The sequence below is a fragment of the Candidatus Chlorohelix allophototropha genome (assembly GCF_030389965.1).
Classification (GTDB): Bacteria; Chloroflexota; Chloroflexia; order Chloroheliales; family Chloroheliaceae; genus Chlorohelix; species Chlorohelix allophototropha.
Genome location: NZ_CP128400.1, coordinates 2,405,505 through 2,422,197, shown reverse-complemented (window position 1 = coordinate 2,422,197; position 16,693 = coordinate 2,405,505). Strand labels below are relative to the sequence as shown.

Annotated in this window: 9 protein-coding genes, 1 tRNA gene and 3 rRNA genes; 6 read left to right on the top strand and 7 right to left on the bottom strand. The window is 48.6% G+C overall.

What is annotated here, in order from left to right; translation table 11 throughout:
* The gene (gene purM, locus OZ401_RS22965) at positions 1 to 1,011 is read left to right on the top strand and encodes a phosphoribosylformylglycinamidine cyclo-ligase (protein WP_341470860.1); all 1,011 of its coding nucleotides are present in this window, start codon (positions 1 to 3) and stop codon (positions 1,009 to 1,011) included.
* A 119-nt stretch (positions 1,012 to 1,130) separates the two neighbouring features.
* Here the strand turns inward: purM and rrf are convergent.
* The 5 genes from rrf to OZ401_RS22940 all read right to left on the bottom strand — a co-directional run bounded on the left by rrf (position 1,131) and on the right by OZ401_RS22940 (position 8,240).
* Positions 1,131 to 1,247 (bottom strand): 5S ribosomal RNA (rrf, locus tag OZ401_RS22960).
* Between the two features lie 183 nt (positions 1,248 to 1,430).
* Positions 1,431 to 4,298, bottom strand: a 23S ribosomal RNA gene (locus OZ401_RS22955).
* A gap of 147 nt (positions 4,299 to 4,445) precedes the next feature.
* Positions 4,446 to 4,518, bottom strand: a tRNA-Ala gene (locus OZ401_RS22950).
* 316 nt (positions 4,519 to 4,834) lie between these two features.
* Positions 4,835 to 6,310, bottom strand: a 16S ribosomal RNA gene (locus OZ401_RS22945).
* Together the 16S, 23S and 5S rRNA genes with 1 tRNA gene alongside form the textbook arrangement of a ribosomal RNA operon.
* 352 nt (positions 6,311 to 6,662) lie before the next feature.
* Positions 6,663 to 8,240, bottom strand: a complete 1,578-nt coding sequence (locus tag OZ401_RS22940; protein ID WP_341470859.1) for a class I adenylate-forming enzyme family protein — start codon at positions 8,238 to 8,240, stop codon at positions 6,663 to 6,665.
* A 207-nt stretch (positions 8,241 to 8,447) separates the two neighbouring features.
* Here OZ401_RS22940 and phaC point away from each other — a divergent pair, with 207 nt between their 5' ends.
* Genes phaC through OZ401_RS22925 form a run of 3 tightly spaced genes read left to right on the top strand, consistent with a single transcriptional unit; the run spans position 8,448 to position 11,741 of the window.
* Complete coding sequence (gene phaC / locus OZ401_RS22935; protein WP_341470858.1) at positions 8,448 to 9,575, top strand: class III poly(R)-hydroxyalkanoic acid synthase subunit PhaC; 1,128 nt, start codon at positions 8,448 to 8,450, stop codon at positions 9,573 to 9,575.
* Positions 9,568 to 10,788 carry a dGTP triphosphohydrolase gene (gene dgt, locus OZ401_RS22930; RefSeq protein WP_341470857.1) on the top strand — a complete coding sequence of 407 codons (1,221 nt, stop codon included), beginning with the start codon at positions 9,568 to 9,570 and terminating at the stop codon, positions 10,786 to 10,788. The genes phaC and dgt overlap by 8 nt, the downstream gene beginning before the upstream one ends.
* On the top strand, positions 10,785 to 11,741 hold the full coding sequence (locus OZ401_RS22925; protein ID WP_341470856.1) for a DNA-methyltransferase: 957 nt from the start codon (positions 10,785 to 10,787) through the stop codon (positions 11,739 to 11,741). Before dgt ends, OZ401_RS22925 begins: the two co-directional genes overlap by 4 nt.
* Here OZ401_RS22925 and OZ401_RS22920 read toward each other — a convergent pair.
* Both OZ401_RS22920 and OZ401_RS22915 read right to left on the bottom strand, forming a co-directional pair.
* Positions 11,738 to 12,109, bottom strand: coding sequence for a DUF4180 domain-containing protein (locus tag OZ401_RS22920; protein WP_341470855.1), 372 nt, complete (start codon positions 12,107 to 12,109; stop codon positions 11,738 to 11,740). The two genes, OZ401_RS22925 and OZ401_RS22920, sit on opposite strands and share 4 nt — an antisense overlap.
* A gap of 132 nt (positions 12,110 to 12,241) precedes the next feature.
* Positions 12,242 to 14,110, bottom strand: a complete 1,869-nt coding sequence (locus OZ401_RS22915; protein WP_341470854.1) for a serine/threonine protein kinase — start codon at positions 14,108 to 14,110, stop codon at positions 12,242 to 12,244.
* A gap of 247 nt (positions 14,111 to 14,357) precedes the next feature.
* Between OZ401_RS22915 and OZ401_RS22910 the strand changes: the two genes are divergently transcribed.
* Together OZ401_RS22910 and OZ401_RS22905 are read left to right on the top strand one after the other, a co-directional pair.
* Positions 14,358 to 15,092 carry an RNA polymerase sigma factor gene (locus tag OZ401_RS22910; RefSeq protein ID WP_341470853.1) on the top strand — a complete coding sequence of 245 codons (735 nt, stop codon included), beginning with the start codon at positions 14,358 to 14,360 and terminating at the stop codon, positions 15,090 to 15,092.
* A complete protein-coding gene (locus OZ401_RS22905) occupies positions 15,092 to 16,681 on the top strand; it encodes an anti-sigma factor family protein (protein WP_341470852.1) in 1,590 nt (529 codons plus the stop codon). Before OZ401_RS22910 ends, OZ401_RS22905 begins: the two co-directional genes overlap by 1 nt.
* Positions 16,682 to 16,693 lie beyond the last annotated feature (12 nt).

Here is a 16,693-nt window from a genome sequence, read left to right as displayed (position 1 = left end):
ATGGAAAATTCCACACCCCTCTCCTACAAAGGCGCAGGAGTAGATATTGAAGCAGGCGATGAAGCCAGCTCACGGGCATTTATGGCAGCACGTAGTACCTATCGTCCCGAAATAATTGAAAAAAGCGGTGTAGTATTATTCGATGCTCGTTTCCAAAACTATCGCCACCCTATGCTTATCGGTGGTAGTGATGGTGTTGGCACAAAGCTCAAAATAGCTTTCATGACCGGTCGCCACAACACGGTTGGCATTGATCTTGTAGCAATGTGTGTAAATGACCTCATAAGGCGCGGAGCTGAACCTTTGGTATTTTTACCCTATTTTGCGACCGGAAAATTGAATACCGAAGTAGCAGAACAGGTTTCTGAAGGTGTCGCAGAAGGCTGTCGGCGTGCTAATTGCAGCATAGTTGGCGGCGAAACAGCCGAAATGCCGGGCTTCTACGCACCGGGTGAATACGATATGGCTGGAAGTTGTTTTGGTGTTGTTGAAAATGACGGAATCATCACCGGAGAAAGCATTCAACCGGGTGATATTATTCTCGGTTTAGCCAGCAGTGGTTTGCACAGCAACGGCTACTCTCTGGCGCGCCGAGCAATTTTACCGCATTACGCGCTGGAAGACACGCCCTCTGAATTAAACGGGCAGTCTCTGGCTAGTGCACTACTTGAGCCAACCCGAATTTATGTTAAGTCAGTATTGGCTGTTTTAAAAACAGGCGCGGTTATAAACGGATTGGCACACATCACCGGCAGCGGCTTCCGCAAGCTTTATAAAATAATACCAAAAGAGCTATCAGCTAGAATAGATTCTGAGAGTTGGACTATACCGCCAATCTTCAAGCTTATTCAAGCGGCTGGAAATGTAGAACAAGCTGAAATGTTCAACACCTTTAATATGGGTATTGGCTTTGCAGCGGTAGTGCCAGCTTCGGATGCCACAGCAATTAGTGCCTTATTTGCGCAACATGGTGAAATTGCCTACCAGATCGGCGTAATTGAAAAAAGATAACTTGCTGATTAGACACTCCCAGAATTATGTAACCCTTCCCAATTTCGGGGAGGGTTTTTTAATTTGGCACAAAGAAGGGGTCAATACAGGAAATAGGCGAGTAGGGGTATAAAACGAAAAAGCCGCAGCGACCTATCTTGGCACTACCCTGCGGTAGGACTATTTTCGGTGCTGAGGCGTTTCACTTCTAGGTTCGGGATGGAGCTAGGTGGGTCCACCACGCTCTTGCCACGGCTTTTTCGTTTTCTAAATTGGTAGAGAGGCACAACCCCTCTGTCGAATAGAGTTTCATCAATCCAAAGCTTTTCAAAGAAAATTGTTTCATTCTATTGCGTTTTAACTTACTTCATTCAATACGAGCGAGTAACCCTTTACTCTAGTGTCTCCCATAATTAAGCGATAGACTTAACAGGGGAGTTAGAAGAAAGGAATACGACCATTAGTAGCGGTTAGCTTAACGCCTCGCGACGCTTCCACTTCCGCTCTATCAAGGTGGTAGTCTACCACCGGTCTGGGAAGAATTATCTTGGGGCGGGCTTCCCACTTAGATGCTTTCAGCGGTTATCCCTTCCGAACGTAGCCATCCAGCCGTGCCCTGCGGACAACTGGCATACCATTGGTTCGTCCATCCCGGTCCTCTCGTACTAAGGACAGCCCCCCTCAATCTTCCTACGCCCACAGCGGATAGAGACCGAACTGTCTCACGACGTTCTGAACCCAGCTCGCGTGCCGCTTTAATGGGCGAACAGCCCAACCCTTGGGACCTACTCCAGCCCCAGGATGCGACGAGCCGACATCGAGGTGCCAAACCTTGCCGTCGATGTGAACTCTTGGGCAAGATAAGCCTGTTATCCCCGGGGTAGCTTTTATCCGTTAAGCCACGGCCTTTCCACTCAGCACCGTGGGATCACTAAGCCCTACTTTCGTACCTGCTCGACCTGTGCGTCTCGCAGTCAAGCTCCCTTATACCTTTGCGCTCATTGGCTGGTTTCCATTCAGCCTGAGGGAACCTTTGGGCGCCTCCGTTACCTTTTGGGAGGCGACCGCCCCAGTCAAACTACCCACCAGACACTGTCCTCCGAAGAGTTAGAGCCAAAACGTCAGAAGAGTGGTATTTCACCGTTGCCTCCACCTAACCCAAAAGTCAGGCTTCTCAGGCTCCCACCTATCCTACGCATCTAACGCCCTAGTCCAATGTCAAGTTGTAGTAAAGCTCCACGGGGTCTTTTTGTCCTGCTGCGGGTAACCTGTATCTTCACGGGTTTTTCAATTTCGCCGAAGCCCTCGTTGAGACAGCGCCCAGATCGTTATGCCTTTCGTGCGGGTCGGAACTTACCCGACAAGGAATTTCGCTACCTTAGGACCGTTAGAGTTACGGCCGCCGTTCACTGGGGCTTCAATTCAGAGCTTGCACCCCTCCTCTTAACCTTCCAGCACTGGGCAGGCATCAGCCCCTATACTTCCGCTTTCGCGTTCGCAGAGACCTAAGTTTTTGTTAAACAGTCGCCTGGGCCACTTCACTGCGGCTGTCCAGAGCTCTGGTCGTATAGACCTACACCCCAAACAGCACCTCTTCTCCCGAAGTTACGAGGTCATTTTGCAGAGTTCCTTAACGAAGGGTCTTTCGTTCACCTTGGTATTCTCTACCCGTCTACCTGTGTCGGTTTGCGGTACGGTCGCTCTCTCTCTCCTTAGAGGCTTTTCTCGGCAGTTCAGCTTCACCAGACTTGGGTTTGGCAAGCCGCACCCTCACTGTCACCTCTCGACCTCCGCCAGGGCTTTTCTCCCCAGCCTCATCGATCTACCAGCTTCGATGTGCCGCAGCACACTCCGGCTAGCTCCCTGCGTTACCCCATCAGTCCGAACGATTAAGAGCGGTACTGGAATATCAACCAGTTGTCCATCGGTTTCGGCTCTCGCCTACACCTTAGGCCCGACTGACCCGAAGTGGATTAACCTTGCTTCGGAAACCTTAGACTTTCGGTGTGCTTGTTTCTTGCAAGCAATACGCTACTCATACCGGCATTCTCTCTTGTAGTCGCTCCCTCACTAACCTTACGGTGTGGTTCGTCGCTCCTACAATGCTCCCCTACCGCGTGCTTTCGCACACCTGGAGCTTCGGTAAGTGGCTTGAGCCCCGCTAAATTGTCGGCGCCCCATCACATTTGACCAGTGAGCTATTACGCACTCTTTCAAGGGTGGCTGCTTCTAAGCCAACCTCCTGGTTGTTTACGCGCTGAGACATCCTTTACCACTTAGCCACTATTTAGGGACCTTAGCTGCCAGTCCGGGTTGTTTCCCTCTCGACGACGGATGTTAGCACTCGCCGTCTCACTCCCTGACATAGCTGATGGCATTCGGAGTTTGGTTAGGTTTGGTAAGCTTGCGCCCCCTAGCCTATTCAGTGCTCTACCTCCACCAGCCTTTTTCAGAGGCTGTACCTAAATACATTTCGGGGAGAACCAGCTATCTCCAAGTTCGTTTGGCATTTCACCCCTAACCTCAGTTCATCCCCCATTTTTGCAACAATGGTGGGTTCGGTCCTCCACCGCCTTTTACAGCGGCTTCAACCTGACCAAGGTTAGCTCACCTGGTTTCGGGTCTCAATCCCTGCAACTTCACGCCCTATTCAGACTCGCTTTCGCTCCGGCTCCGGGTGTATCTCCCTTAACCTTGCTACAGAAATTAACTCGCCGGTCCGTTCTACAAAAAGTACGCCATCAGGATTGCTCCCTCTGACTGTTTGTAAGCTGACGGTTTCAGGATCTATTTCATTCCCCTTGTCGGGGTGCTTTTCACCTTTCCCTCACGGTACTTGTTCACTATCGGTCATCAAGAGTATTTAGCCTTGGGAAGTGGTCTCCCCAGCTTCACACGGGATTTCACGTGCCCCGCGCTACTCAGGTGCCGCCTGACCAATTTCTGCTTTCGACTACGGGGCTATCACCCGCTCCGGCAGGCCTTCCCAGGACCTTTCGTCTAGCTTCCATCGTATCATATTTGGCGGTCCTACAACCCCGAAAGATAAATCTCTCGGTTTAGGCTCCTCCCCGTTCGTTCGCCACTACTTGGGGAATATTCTCTTTTCCTCGGCTTACTTAGATGTTTCAGTTCAGCCGCTTGCCTCTCCTTGCGGAGTAACGAGCCATCACGCTCGTTGGGTTGCCCCATTCGGATATCTACGGTTACGTCTGCCAGCGACTACCCGTAGCTTTTCGCAGCTTAGCCACGTCCTTCTTCGGCTCTTGATGCCTAGGCATCCCCCGTCAGCCCTTACTACCTTTGCTTGCTTAACTCCCCCGTTAAGTCCCTCGCTTATTCCGAGACACTTTTACAGGTTACTCTTACAATTTTCTTTATTTCTTTGGACCTCAAATCCTCTATTCGCTTTTTAATGTGCTTACTGCTAGTACTCGCCCATCTGTTTGGGTCGATGGAGATGAGGGGGCTCGAACCCCTGACCCCCTCCTTGCAAAGGAGGTGCTCTCCCAACTGAGCTACATCCCCATAATTAAATGGGTTGGTCACGAGTGATGTTGCCCTCTCAAGAGCCCACCCTAACATGCGAGGAGTGACAGAGAAAAAATATTGAATAGTTCTTTGAGAAAGAACGTTAGAATAATCGCCTACGCCTTTTCCAAAATTCCTTTATTGCACAGTTATACTGTGCTACAGGTTACGACAAACTCCAGTCGAGTGAACCGAAGTGGGGCTACTTTTCGGCTATGCCTACTTTCGCACCTCTTCCGACATCCTATCTCGCTTTCAATGCTTGTCGCATTGACCTGGGATAACTGATCGTGAGATCAGCTCTAATCCCTAGAAAGGAGGTGATCCAGCCGCAGCTTCCGCTACGGCTACCTTGTTACGACTTCGTCCCAGTCACTAATCCCACCCTCGACAGCTGCCTCCTTGCGGTTAGCACACCGGCTTCAGGTGTTACCAGCTTCCATGACGTGACGGGCGGTGTGTACAAGACCCGGGAACATATTCATCGCACCGTGCTGATGCGCGATTACTAGCAACTCCGACTTCAAGCAGGCGAGTTGCAGCCTGCTATCCGAACTGAGACTGGCTTTTTGCGATCCGCTCCACGTCGCCGTCTCGCTTCGCTTTGTACCAGCCATTGTAGCGTGTGTGTAGCCCAGGACGTAAGAGCCATGCTGACTTGACGTCATCCCCACCTTCCTCCGGTTTCCTACCGGCAGTCGCGCTAGATCTTTCAACTAACACTAGGGGTTGCGCTCGTTGCGGGACTTAACCCAACATCTCACGACACGAGCTGACGACAGCCATGCAGCATCTGTACTACTCGTCTTGCGACCAGAACGTTTCCGCCCTTGAACGTAGTATGTCAAGCCCTGGTAAGGTTCTTCGCGTTGCGTCGAATTAAACCACACGCTCCGCTGCTTGTGCGGGTCCCCGTCAATTCCTTTGAGTTTTAATCTTGCGACCGTACTCCCCAGGCGGAACACTTATTGCGTTAGCTACGGCACGCAGGGGGTCAATTTCCCCGCACACCTAGTGTTCATCGTTTACTGCTAGGACTACCAGGGTATCTAATCCTGTTTGCTCCCCTAGCCTTCGCGCCTCAGCGTCAGACACAGCCCAGATAGTCGCTTTCGCCACTGGTGTTCCTCCCGATATCTACGCATTTCACCACTACACCGGGAATTCCACTATCCTCTGCTGCTCTCTTAGCCTGCCAGTATCACTCGACCCTCCCCGGTTTAGCCGGGGGCTTTCACGAGTAACTTAACAAGCCGCCTGCGCGCCCTTTACGCCCAGTAAATCCGGACAACGCTTGCACCCTACGTATTACCGCGGCTGCTGGCACGTAGTTAGCCGGTGCTTATTCCTGTGGTACCGTCCTTGCTCTTCCCACAGAAAAGGGCTTTACATCCCGAAAGACTTCATCGCCCACGCGGCGTTGCTCGGTCAGGGTTTCCCCCATTGCCGAAAATTCCTTGCTGCTGCCTCCCGTAGGAGTCTGGGCCGTTTCTCAGTCCCAGTGTGGCTGACCATCCTCTCAGACCAGCTACTGATCATCGCCTAGGTAGGCTTTTACCCCACCTACTAGCTAATCAGACGCAGGCCCCTCCTTCAGCGCATTGCTGCTTTAGTGTCTCCACCGTATGCGGTATTAGCCTCTCTTTCGAAAGGTTGTCCCCCACTAAAGGGCAGGTTCCCACGTGTTACTCACCCGTTTGCCACTTGAGTATTGCTACTCCCGTTCGACTTGCATGCATTAGGCACGCCGCCAGCGTTTATCCTGAGCCAGGATCAAACTCTTCACACCTTTTCTTTTTAGCGCCGACCTAGATCGGGCTTCAATAGAAAAAGCTTTAATTGACGATTTCTCCGTCACGTTCCTGAATTCTCATGGATTATCTATTCAATATTTGAGAGTGATCTCTTTTTTCTCTATCACTCCTCGACTGTTAAAGTGCTCTCGCGAGTATTAGCTCGCCGCCAAAACGCATTTGTAATACTTATCCAGTCTTACCTTTGTTTTTGCGTCGCCCTGTTTTTTTGGGGCGAGTGCTAATATACTACTTCTCGCAAGGCATGTCAAGCCCTTTTAAGCCCAATTTCTTGAATTTACCAAATTTTAATGCGAATCCATCGTTTTCGGCTTAACACCAGGTTTCTTAGCTTCCTAAGCGAATGGCGCGGCGCATTATTCGCCCATTCACTAGGCGCGGCAAGTAATCTGCGAGGTAGATTCTTTGAGGCATATGCTTGGCGGGTAAAGAGTTCCGCAAATACTCGATCAATTCGTTTTCGCGTACATTTTGCTGATAACTGTCCAAAACTACCACTGCTTGAAAATGTGGCTCAGTACCGGGCAATCGCACCGGAATTGCTGCCGCTTCTGCCACTGCCGGATGCTGGATTAATGCTTCCTCAATTTCGCGTGGGAATACCATCTCCCCATCGATAAACATCATATCCTCACGACGGTCTATCAGATAGAGATTAAAGTCAGGATCCATCCAGCCCATATCGCCGGTATGTAGCCATAATGGCGCATCAGAAGAAACAGGCGACTCCTCCGAAGAAGCGGAATTGTAAGCTGCCTCAAATTTACGTAGGTTGAAATAATCTTGCATCAGGTTCGCGCCCGACACCACCACTTCCCCGATCGTACCGGGGCGCAGGTCATTATCGTTGGCATCCACCATCCGTACCTTTACCCCCGGCAAGGGTTGTCCAACCGAACCGGGGCGGAAATTATTAGAGGTCGCCGCACAAGCTACTACAGGACTTGCCTCAGTCAACCCGTAACACTCCAATATTTGCAGCCGAGTTCGGCGCAAGAAAGCCGAAGCTACTTCATCGGAGAGAGCAGCGCCATAACAAAAGGCATAGCGGAGGCTGGTTAAATCAACCTGCGATAAATCAGGTGAATTAACCAAATCACGAAAAATAGAAGGGGTGCCATGTATAACGGTGCAGGCATGTGTCTGAATTAGTTCCAGAGCATGAATAGCGTCGAACCGCTCCATTAAAACTAACATGCCGCCCATCATAAGAGTATGGTTAAGTCCAATATTAAGCCCATAGAGGTTGAAAAGGGGTATCGGTAATAAAACCACATCGGGACCGATATTTCCAAAATCTACTTGCTGCATCGTACTAAACTGTCGGCAGTTTGTTAGCAAACTATTGTGAGTGTGTAAAACCCCTTTAGGAGGCCCGCTAGTTCCAGAAGTATAAGCCAACAGGGCTATATCATCCGGTTCGGCAAAAGAATCCAGCCGACCCGGTAGCGCTTCCCCAATCAAATCTTCCCACGCGATAGTATTGGGTGGTTGAGGCGCGTTCCCTCGAATCGACACAACCCATTTCAACCGCACCAGTGTGTTGCGCACCTCTTTAATTCGGGGATAATAAGGCGCAATCGTAATAATGCCCACTGCCCCACAATTTGCCAGCAAATACTCGAGGTCGCGCCCTTCGTGAAGCACATTTATCGGCACAACAAGTGCGCCTATCCGCGTTATCGCCATATAACTTTCAATGAACTGCGGAATATTATGCATGTAGAGGACGACTCGACTTCCCGCAGTTACACCCATACGTAACAAACCATAAGCAACCCGGTCAATTCGGGCATCGAGTGTCAGATAACTGGTAGTCTGATCTCGCCATACCAGCGCAGTTCGGGAAGCCTCCCGGTCAGCCATACGCCGAACCAGATCATCAAGCGGAATAGCGTTATTCATCAATGGTAGCCTTATTCAAGTTTATTATTCGGTGTATTTATTTTACCTTAATTTGTCAAGTTATGTAAATATACTTTCCGTTCCGGGCAAGGGTTTTTATCCGGCTACTCTGTGTAGAAATAGAAAATATTGTTGGAAATTTGAACGTTTTGATGTTATCATAAAACATATAAGTGTGAGTGAACGCCGTTAAAAATGGAGGAGGATATGACCACTGCCAAACCCGATGAATGGCTTAGTCTTACCGAAATCCAAGAAAGCTACTATAACAAGTTTATGGAACAAGTTTCCCACGGGGAACGTAAGCTCCTGAACGCGCTTGAGCTAACTGAAAAAATTAATTCTGTACAAGTTGGAACCACACCGCGAGAAAGAGTCTGGTTTCGCAATAAAGCTTCTTTGTACCGTTATCATCTGGCTAATGATAGTGGAAACTTAGGGCAAACACGCCCCCGAATCCCTCTCTTAATTATCTATGCGCTGATTAATAAGCCCTATATCCTCGATTTACGCCCGAATAGCAGCTTCATACGCTACATGTTAGAGCGTGGCTTTGATATTTTCTTACTGGATTGGGGCACACCCGCTTTTGAAGATGCCGAAATGGATCTGGAAGATTACGTACTCGAATATATCCCCCGCGCCATTGGCAAAATGCGCCAAATCACCGGGCAAAATGAGTTTTCGCTGTTGGGCTATTGTATGGGCGGTACAATGAGCACTATCTATGCTGCTGCTCACCCTGACGACCAGCCAAAAAACCTGATTTTGCTGGCAGCCCCTATCGACTTTGAAAAAGCCAATACTTTCTCACTCTGGCTTCAAGAACAATATTTCAATGTGGATTTGCTGGTAGATGGGCTTGGCATCATTCCTGCTGATTTAATAGACTACGGCACTAAGATGCTTAAACCCTTCCAGAATTATGTTCAAAATTATCTCGATTTACATGGGAAATTGTGGGATGATCATTACGTAGAATCTTGGCTAGCCATGAACAAATGGATAAACGATGGTATCCCAATGGCAGGTGAAACGTTCCGTCGCTGGGTTATAGATTTCTATCGAAATAACAAATTGGTAAAGGGTGGGCTTACCCTTCGCGGTAAGTGCGTCAATTTAAATAATCTAACTTGTTCCTTGCTCAGTATTATCGCCGATAGAGATCACCTTGTACCACCGGATATGAGTAGCACTCTGGTGGATATGATAAGCAGCGAGGATAAAACTCAGCACATCATTTCTGCCGGGCATGTGGGTATGGTAGCCGGACGCGGCGCAGTAACACAGCTTTGGCCCCTAATCGCTAATTGGTTGGAACAACGTAGTGCCTAATATTTCCAGAAATTTGCCACAAATCGAATACAGTCCGCACGATTGGGAGCGTATTTACCTCGAATCGCATCCTTCTGACGAAGAGCGCGGCGAATTTGAGGTTGATCGTTCCCGCGTAATTCACAGTTCTGCTTTCCGCCGCTTGCAGGGCAAAACACAGGTATTTATGCGCGGCAGCGGTGACTTCTATCGAACTCGTCTGACCCATTCGCTTGAAGCCGCCCAAATTGCCAAAGGACTAGCGCTTCGCTTAGGAGCAAACCCTGATTTACTCGAAGGTGTAAGCCTAACCCACGACCTCGGTCATCCTCCCTTCGGGCATGCCGGAGAAGCAGCGTTAAATCGGTGCATGCAAGGACACGGGGGCTTCGAAGGTAATGCTCAAAACTTGCGCCTAGTAAGCCGCTTATCTATTAAAGCCCTTAACTATGATGGCTTAAACTTAACACGCGCCACGCTGGATGGTGTCCTTAAATATAAATATCCCTATTCCCCTGATCGCCATAAATTCTATTACACGGAAGATCAACCTCTAGTAGAGTGGGCTTGTCTTGGCGGAAGTTTGACAGAGCGTAGCTTCGATTGTCAGCTAATGGATTGGGCGGACGAAATCGCTTACAGCGTGCATGATTTCGAGGATGGCATCAAAAGCGGCATGATAACCTCCGCCCGTCTCAAAGCGGCTACTGCCTTTATTGATGATAATTTGCTAAAATGGGCGCTGGAACAAATGCATTTTATCGAGAATCAACCCAGCGAACGCAGCCGCAAAGCCGCCCGCAAGCAACACACTAGCCGCCTTATTCACGAGTTTATCACTTCTAGCGAAAGGTTAGAAGTTAGTGGGGCGGATTTACCAGCCGAGATAAGCAACCGTTATCGTTACAAGCTGATGATTGACCCGATACAAAAAGCGCGTAGCAAAGCGCTCATGGAAGTGATGCTACATCTTATGGTTCAGGATGAACGAATCGCCACCCTAGAGAATAAAGCAGCGCGTATTATAGAAGGGCTATTTTCAATCTTCAGCAACCCGGAAGAACGTACCGCCTATCTGTTTCCAAACGATTTCAGAGACCTTTGGCGTGAAGCTGACAACGAGGGCAAACTCCGTATCGCTTGCGACTATATCGCCGGAATGACCGATGAATACGCTGAAAAAGTTTACGCACGACTATTTTTACCCAATACCGGTAGCATCTATAACATATGAGAAAAGACCCTTTACCTCGCCTCGATACTGCGCCCGAAATTCATCAAAAACTCCTTGAGTTTTGTCGTTTGAAGCCCGGCGAAATATGGTGTGACCCGGTAAAAGGGCATCGAGTGGGCTGCCTAGACGCAACAGACAACCAACAGATAAATCGTCTTTGCGAAGATTCGCCAGCCGCCAGCCTTGCCATTCAAGACCCACCATATAACCTTGTGGCATTTGAAACTAGATCGGTGGAAGAATACATTGAATGGTGTCGCCGTTGGATAGATAATAGCCAAGCACATCTTTGTGAAAACAGCAGTTTCTATGTTTGGCTTGGTGCAGATCAAAATAACGGCTTCCAACCCCTGCCCGAATTTATGCTGATGATGCGCCAAACTTCTTTTGCGAGCCGCAGCTTTATCACCCTGCGCAATCAGCGCGGCTACGGCACTCAAAAAAACTGGATGTCGGTACGGCAAGAATTGCTTTTCTATACTCTAGGCAACCCTTTCTTTACGCCTCAATATACCGAAATCCCCAAATCGCTTAAAGGCTATTACAAGGAAATTGATGGAACTTTCCGCGAGAACCTTGAGCGCGGACATAGCCCCAATATCAGAGCCGGTAACGTTTGGTTCGATGTGCAACAGGTCTTTTACCGCATGAAAGAAAACGTGAACGGCTGTTATGCCCAAAAGCCGCTTCGTGCCATTGATCGCATACTTCAGGCAAGCAGCCAACCCGGCGATATTGTGCTGGATTTCTTCGCGCATGCCGGAACTACCTTGCTGGCAGCCGAAATGAGCGAGCGAGTCTGTTTAACCAGCGATATTGATCCGGTGTTCTGCGAAATTACTATTCGCCGCCTCGAACAGTGGCGCAAAAATAAGCTGACCGGATGGCAAAACAGCAACCCTTTTTCCGATGATTTACTTAGTTCTGCTGAAACAAATAGTGCCGAGGGCTAGCGTTTAGGATTCAATCGTTCGCTAAGTTCCTGAAGGCTTGTTACAAACCAAATCTGATTGCCATGATTTGCTTCGTACACAAAGTCTTTAAAGGCGCGACTTTGCGCAATATGCTGTGAGATATCGCCTAGAATCACCAACCGCCGTTTATAAGTTACGAATTTCTGAAGTATTTGACCTGCCAGACCTGTTTTGAGTTGGAAAAAAGCAGCTTCAAGTCTTTCTACTGGAATAACAATCAACTCGGTTCCGTGGTACAGCGCGTCACCGATCAGAGCTATAGCATCAGCTTCGCTTGCCAGTTTCTTTTCGTGGGGAGTGCAAATCAGAATTTGCACATCATGTAGGGTGGTAACTGTTTCAGACATTGTGACTCCTGTCCTCGTAAAGCCTGAATACTGTAATACTTAACCCGATTCTACCACAACACCATCCAGATTATAATAAAAAACAAGGGGATAAGCCCCTTGTCTGAATACATAACTATCTCAAATATCTTCTTACATGCTGCCGGTAATAACCAAAATTAAAGTGTCCTTCTGACCAACATTTGTGAAGCCAAGCGCGCCACCCAACGAACCGGGCAAAGACATAATCGCCACTGCGTCCGTACCTTTCTGATAACCCAGAACAAAAGCGCCCAAACTCTCAAGCGTGGTCAAGGATGAACCCATATTCAATTGATCGGTTTGATCCTGCCAACCCCCTTTAGAAAGACTATTCACATAGTAATCTTTAACCTTGTTGGCATCATCCAAAGTTTTATAGGCTTCCACCTTCCCATTTTGAAGTTGAGAAAAGGAATCTCCTAAATCCGATAGCAATACATCGGGAATATCCAGAGTAGCAGCGCCGGGATAAGCCAAATTAACCGTCCCGTTTTGGGGCGCGCTGGTAGTAGTATTCGGACGAACCGTAGTCGTAGCGGCTTTGGAAGTAACCGCAGTAGTGGTTACAGCCTTAGTAGTGGCAGAAGTTGTGTTAGCTGCAGTTGTAGGCGCACTCGTTGGGGTCACTGCCGCCTGCGCAGTAGGAGTTCCTTTCTTATCGCCGCCTGTCGCCACCAAAACTCCCAGCACCACCACTGCCACCAACGCCAGCGCGCCTACAATTCCCAGCACAATTGGCAAGGAACTGCCCGATTTTGCCGAGGTATTCGGGACAAGCGGGGGCGGAGTTTGACCACCATAATACTGCCCTGATGCCGGTGTATAGGAGCGTGAAGACTGATAGCCTGTACCGCTTGGAACCTGATTCGACCATGCCACGTTCTGACCTGTTCCATAACCCATCAATTGGTAACGCTGTAATATGGTATTTACATCCCGATAAGCGGGGAAACGACTATTTAACCGATTGAAAGCATCGTAAGAACCATAAAAATTATTTTGCTGTTCCAAACGGCGAGCTTCCGCATACAATTGCTCTGCCTCGGGGTTAGTTACAGTCTGGTAAGAACCGCTGCCGGGGCGGGGTTGGGCATAACCCTGCACTTGCGTTACGCCGGAAGTTGAAACCGGAGGAGTTGCCTCACGCTCTTTATTTTTTATTGCCTCGACCAAAGCATCATTAAAGGTTTCGCAATCCTTATAGCGATCTTCTGCCTTCTTTGATAGGGCTTTGCTAATCACGCGCTCAACCGAAGGGGGTATATCAGGATTATACTGGCGTGGGGAAGGCAGCGGTTTGCTAACATGCCCCATCACCACTGCAATCGGCGTATCTCCGGTAAACGGTGGGCGACCCGTCAACATCTCATATAACATCACCCCTAGCGAATACTCATCGCTGCGAGCGTCCAATTCTTCACCCATCGCCTGTTCGGGACTCATATAATCAGGCGTACCCACGCCGGTTCCGGTGCTGGTCAATTGCGTCTTGGCTTCTGCCATTTTTGCGATGCCAAAATCACTCAAAACAGCGCGCCCGGTTTTGTCGATCAGCACATTGGAAGGTTTAACATCACGGTGAATAATCCCGGAATTATTGGCGTAATGCAGCGCGCCGCTGATTTGCTGCATAACCTTGGCAGTTTTATCCAGCGAAAGCGGCTTTCCCTGAATCTCATCTTTCAGGGTAGGTCCTTCTATCAGTTCCATAACCATATATAACAAGCCGTGATCTTCACCGGCATCATAAACCGTCAAAATATTCGGGTGGCGCAACTTGGCTATAGAACGCGCCTCTCGCCGAAAGCGTTCTACGAATGAGGGGTCTGTGGCATACTGCTCCGCCATAATTTTAATCGCCACATCCCGCTCTAGGCTAGGTTGGTGAGCGCGATAAACCGAAGCCATACCGCCCTTTCCAAGTGGTTCAATAATTTCGTATTGTCCAAGTTTATAGCCTTTTTCGAGCTGACCGCTCATTCGTTTTCTCCTATGTAGAAAAGGTTTAGACGATATTATGTTATGACATGTTATAATAACGCTGAAAATAGTATTATATTATATTGCAATTATCCAAACTTATTGGGCGAATTAGTATAAATTATATCACAATATTTTTATACTCAATGGCTCAAATTGAGGCGATACTATCAAAGCAATGCAACCTCATCAGTCATAATCCGTCTTATATTATGAAGATAGTCGGATTGACAGGAGGTTGAGGCTTTTGGTTGTACAATTAAGTTATGGGCTGGTTGATAGTACAGGACTACCAACAACGCGAATTCTAGGATGCACGCCCGTAAAATCTGCCACAACGGGTCGTAGCTGGGAAGAGGGAATCAAAACATTGTTGGATGATGCCTCACTCGTAGAGCAGGCTCGTCAGGGCGATGAGGTAGCCTTTGCTGCCATATACGACCATTTTCAAAAACCCATCTATTCCTTTATATATCGACTGATGGGCAACTCCGAAGATGCTTATGATATTACTCAGGATGTCTTTGTGAAAGCCTACCGGGCGTTATCCAAAACAACCCCTGATTTAAATTTATCTGCTTGGCTGCATCGTATTGCCTCAAATGCCTGTATGGATATTTTACGGCGGCGTAAGATTGTACGTTGGCTGCCGTGGGATCCTGCCGTACATGCCAATATAACCCCTGCCTTGGATACCGATGAACCTGAATATAATGTTGAATTGCACGAAACCCGACAACAGGTGCAATTGGTGCTAAGTCGTATGAGCGAAAAATACCGTCTTTGTTTGGTATTGCGCGAATACCAAGATATGAGCTGTGATGAGATTGCCGTTGTAATCGGCACTTCGCGCGCCGCTGTCAAATCACTGCTATTCCGAGCGCGGGAGCAATTTCGCGAAATCTACACCGAATTTGAAAGCGCAGGCTGGAAAGCCGGGACTATCGTTAAAGCCAGGGGACGGCAGGGGGATAAAAGCTAATGAATGCGAATTGCCAGCGATGCCAACCGCTGCTTTCTGCGTATATTGATAAAGAGACAACCGCGCGAGAAGAAGAATTTATCCGGCAACATCTACTAACCTGCCTTGATTGCCGTTCTGCACTAGAATCTTACCGGGGTATTCGGGTACAATTAAAGCGTGTACCTGACCCTTTGCCACCTCCCGAATTACGCCGCACCCTCTTGAACCGGGTACATCAGGAAAGAATAAGGGGTGCAAAACCGGCACTGCTTCGTGGCAATGGTCTGAAAATTCTGTCCTTGTCTTTAATGGCTGCTATTGTTCTCATAATTGCCGCCGTCTTAATTGCATTTTTTACAAACCGCAATTCCGCTTTTGAAGTAGCGGACATTGCCGCCAATAGTCAGGAAATTACAATCCACTTTAATCAGGCGGTGGACGAAGCTCTAATCCGAGATAAGGGGCAGTTGTTTTTCAACGTTAAAGACGATAATGGTAAAAAAATTGATTACGATATAAAAGTAATCGACAGTCAGACGGTAGTGCTTGAACCCAAAGAAACTTTAGTTGCCGGACAGCAGGTTAATGTTGAGACTAATACCAGTGTTTTGAATAAAAGTGGGGAGAATTTAGCGCAAAAGCATATTGAAGTTAAAATAGTTTCGCCTGCGCCTGCTACTACCCGTCAAACCACCACTGTAGCCACAACTCAGCCGCGCACAACCGTAATAGCACAGGTAGCAACCGTTACACCTTCTATCACTTCTACTACCGCTGTAAGCGCTACGCCTACCATCACTACTACTGCGGCAATAACCGCTACTACTGTTTTCACAACTGTAACTACTCCAATTCTAACCAGCACAACGGTTATAAGCCCTACGGAAGTTGTAACTACTACAAGCTCTTTAACCTTGACTACAATCCCGACCGTTACAACTATCCCGCTAACTACTACCGTCACTACCTCCCCGCCTGTAACGGTCACAACCGATATTACGGCGACTACCGTTCCTGTAACTCCCTCACCCACGCCTACCTGTAACGTTGCTGTTTCTACCTCCTTCACCAAATTACTGACGGATAATCCAGATATTGCAACGAAATTGGGCTGTCCTTCAGCCGCAGAAAATACGGTGACGTTGGCATATCAGGTGTACGAAAAGGGCTTTATGCTGGCGAGCGGTGGGCAAATATATGCCTTCTCCACCCTTAGCAGTAGCTGGCGTTCTTATGCGGATATTCCCGCTACCACTCCAACGCCGACTCCCACTGCAACTGCAAGTTCTGTCACTATCCAAGCAACGGGTACTGCAACCACCTTAGTAGCGCAACTTACTACCCCAACGCCAACTGCAACACCCGGCAATTTCGGCTGTAGCATCAGCCCGGCGGCAGCCTTTGCGAATGTATGGCGAGCCAATCTTGAGGTAAGAAACCTAGTAGGATGTCCCGGCGTGCTTGATACCAGTTCCAGAACGGGCATAACCCAACTTTTCGCAGGCGGCAGATTATTCTTGAATCCGGTAGATATGGTAGGGCGGCGCATCTATATCATGTTCAATAGTGGTTCTCTGCTTATACTACCCGATACTTCAGGGGCTTAAAAGAAGATATAA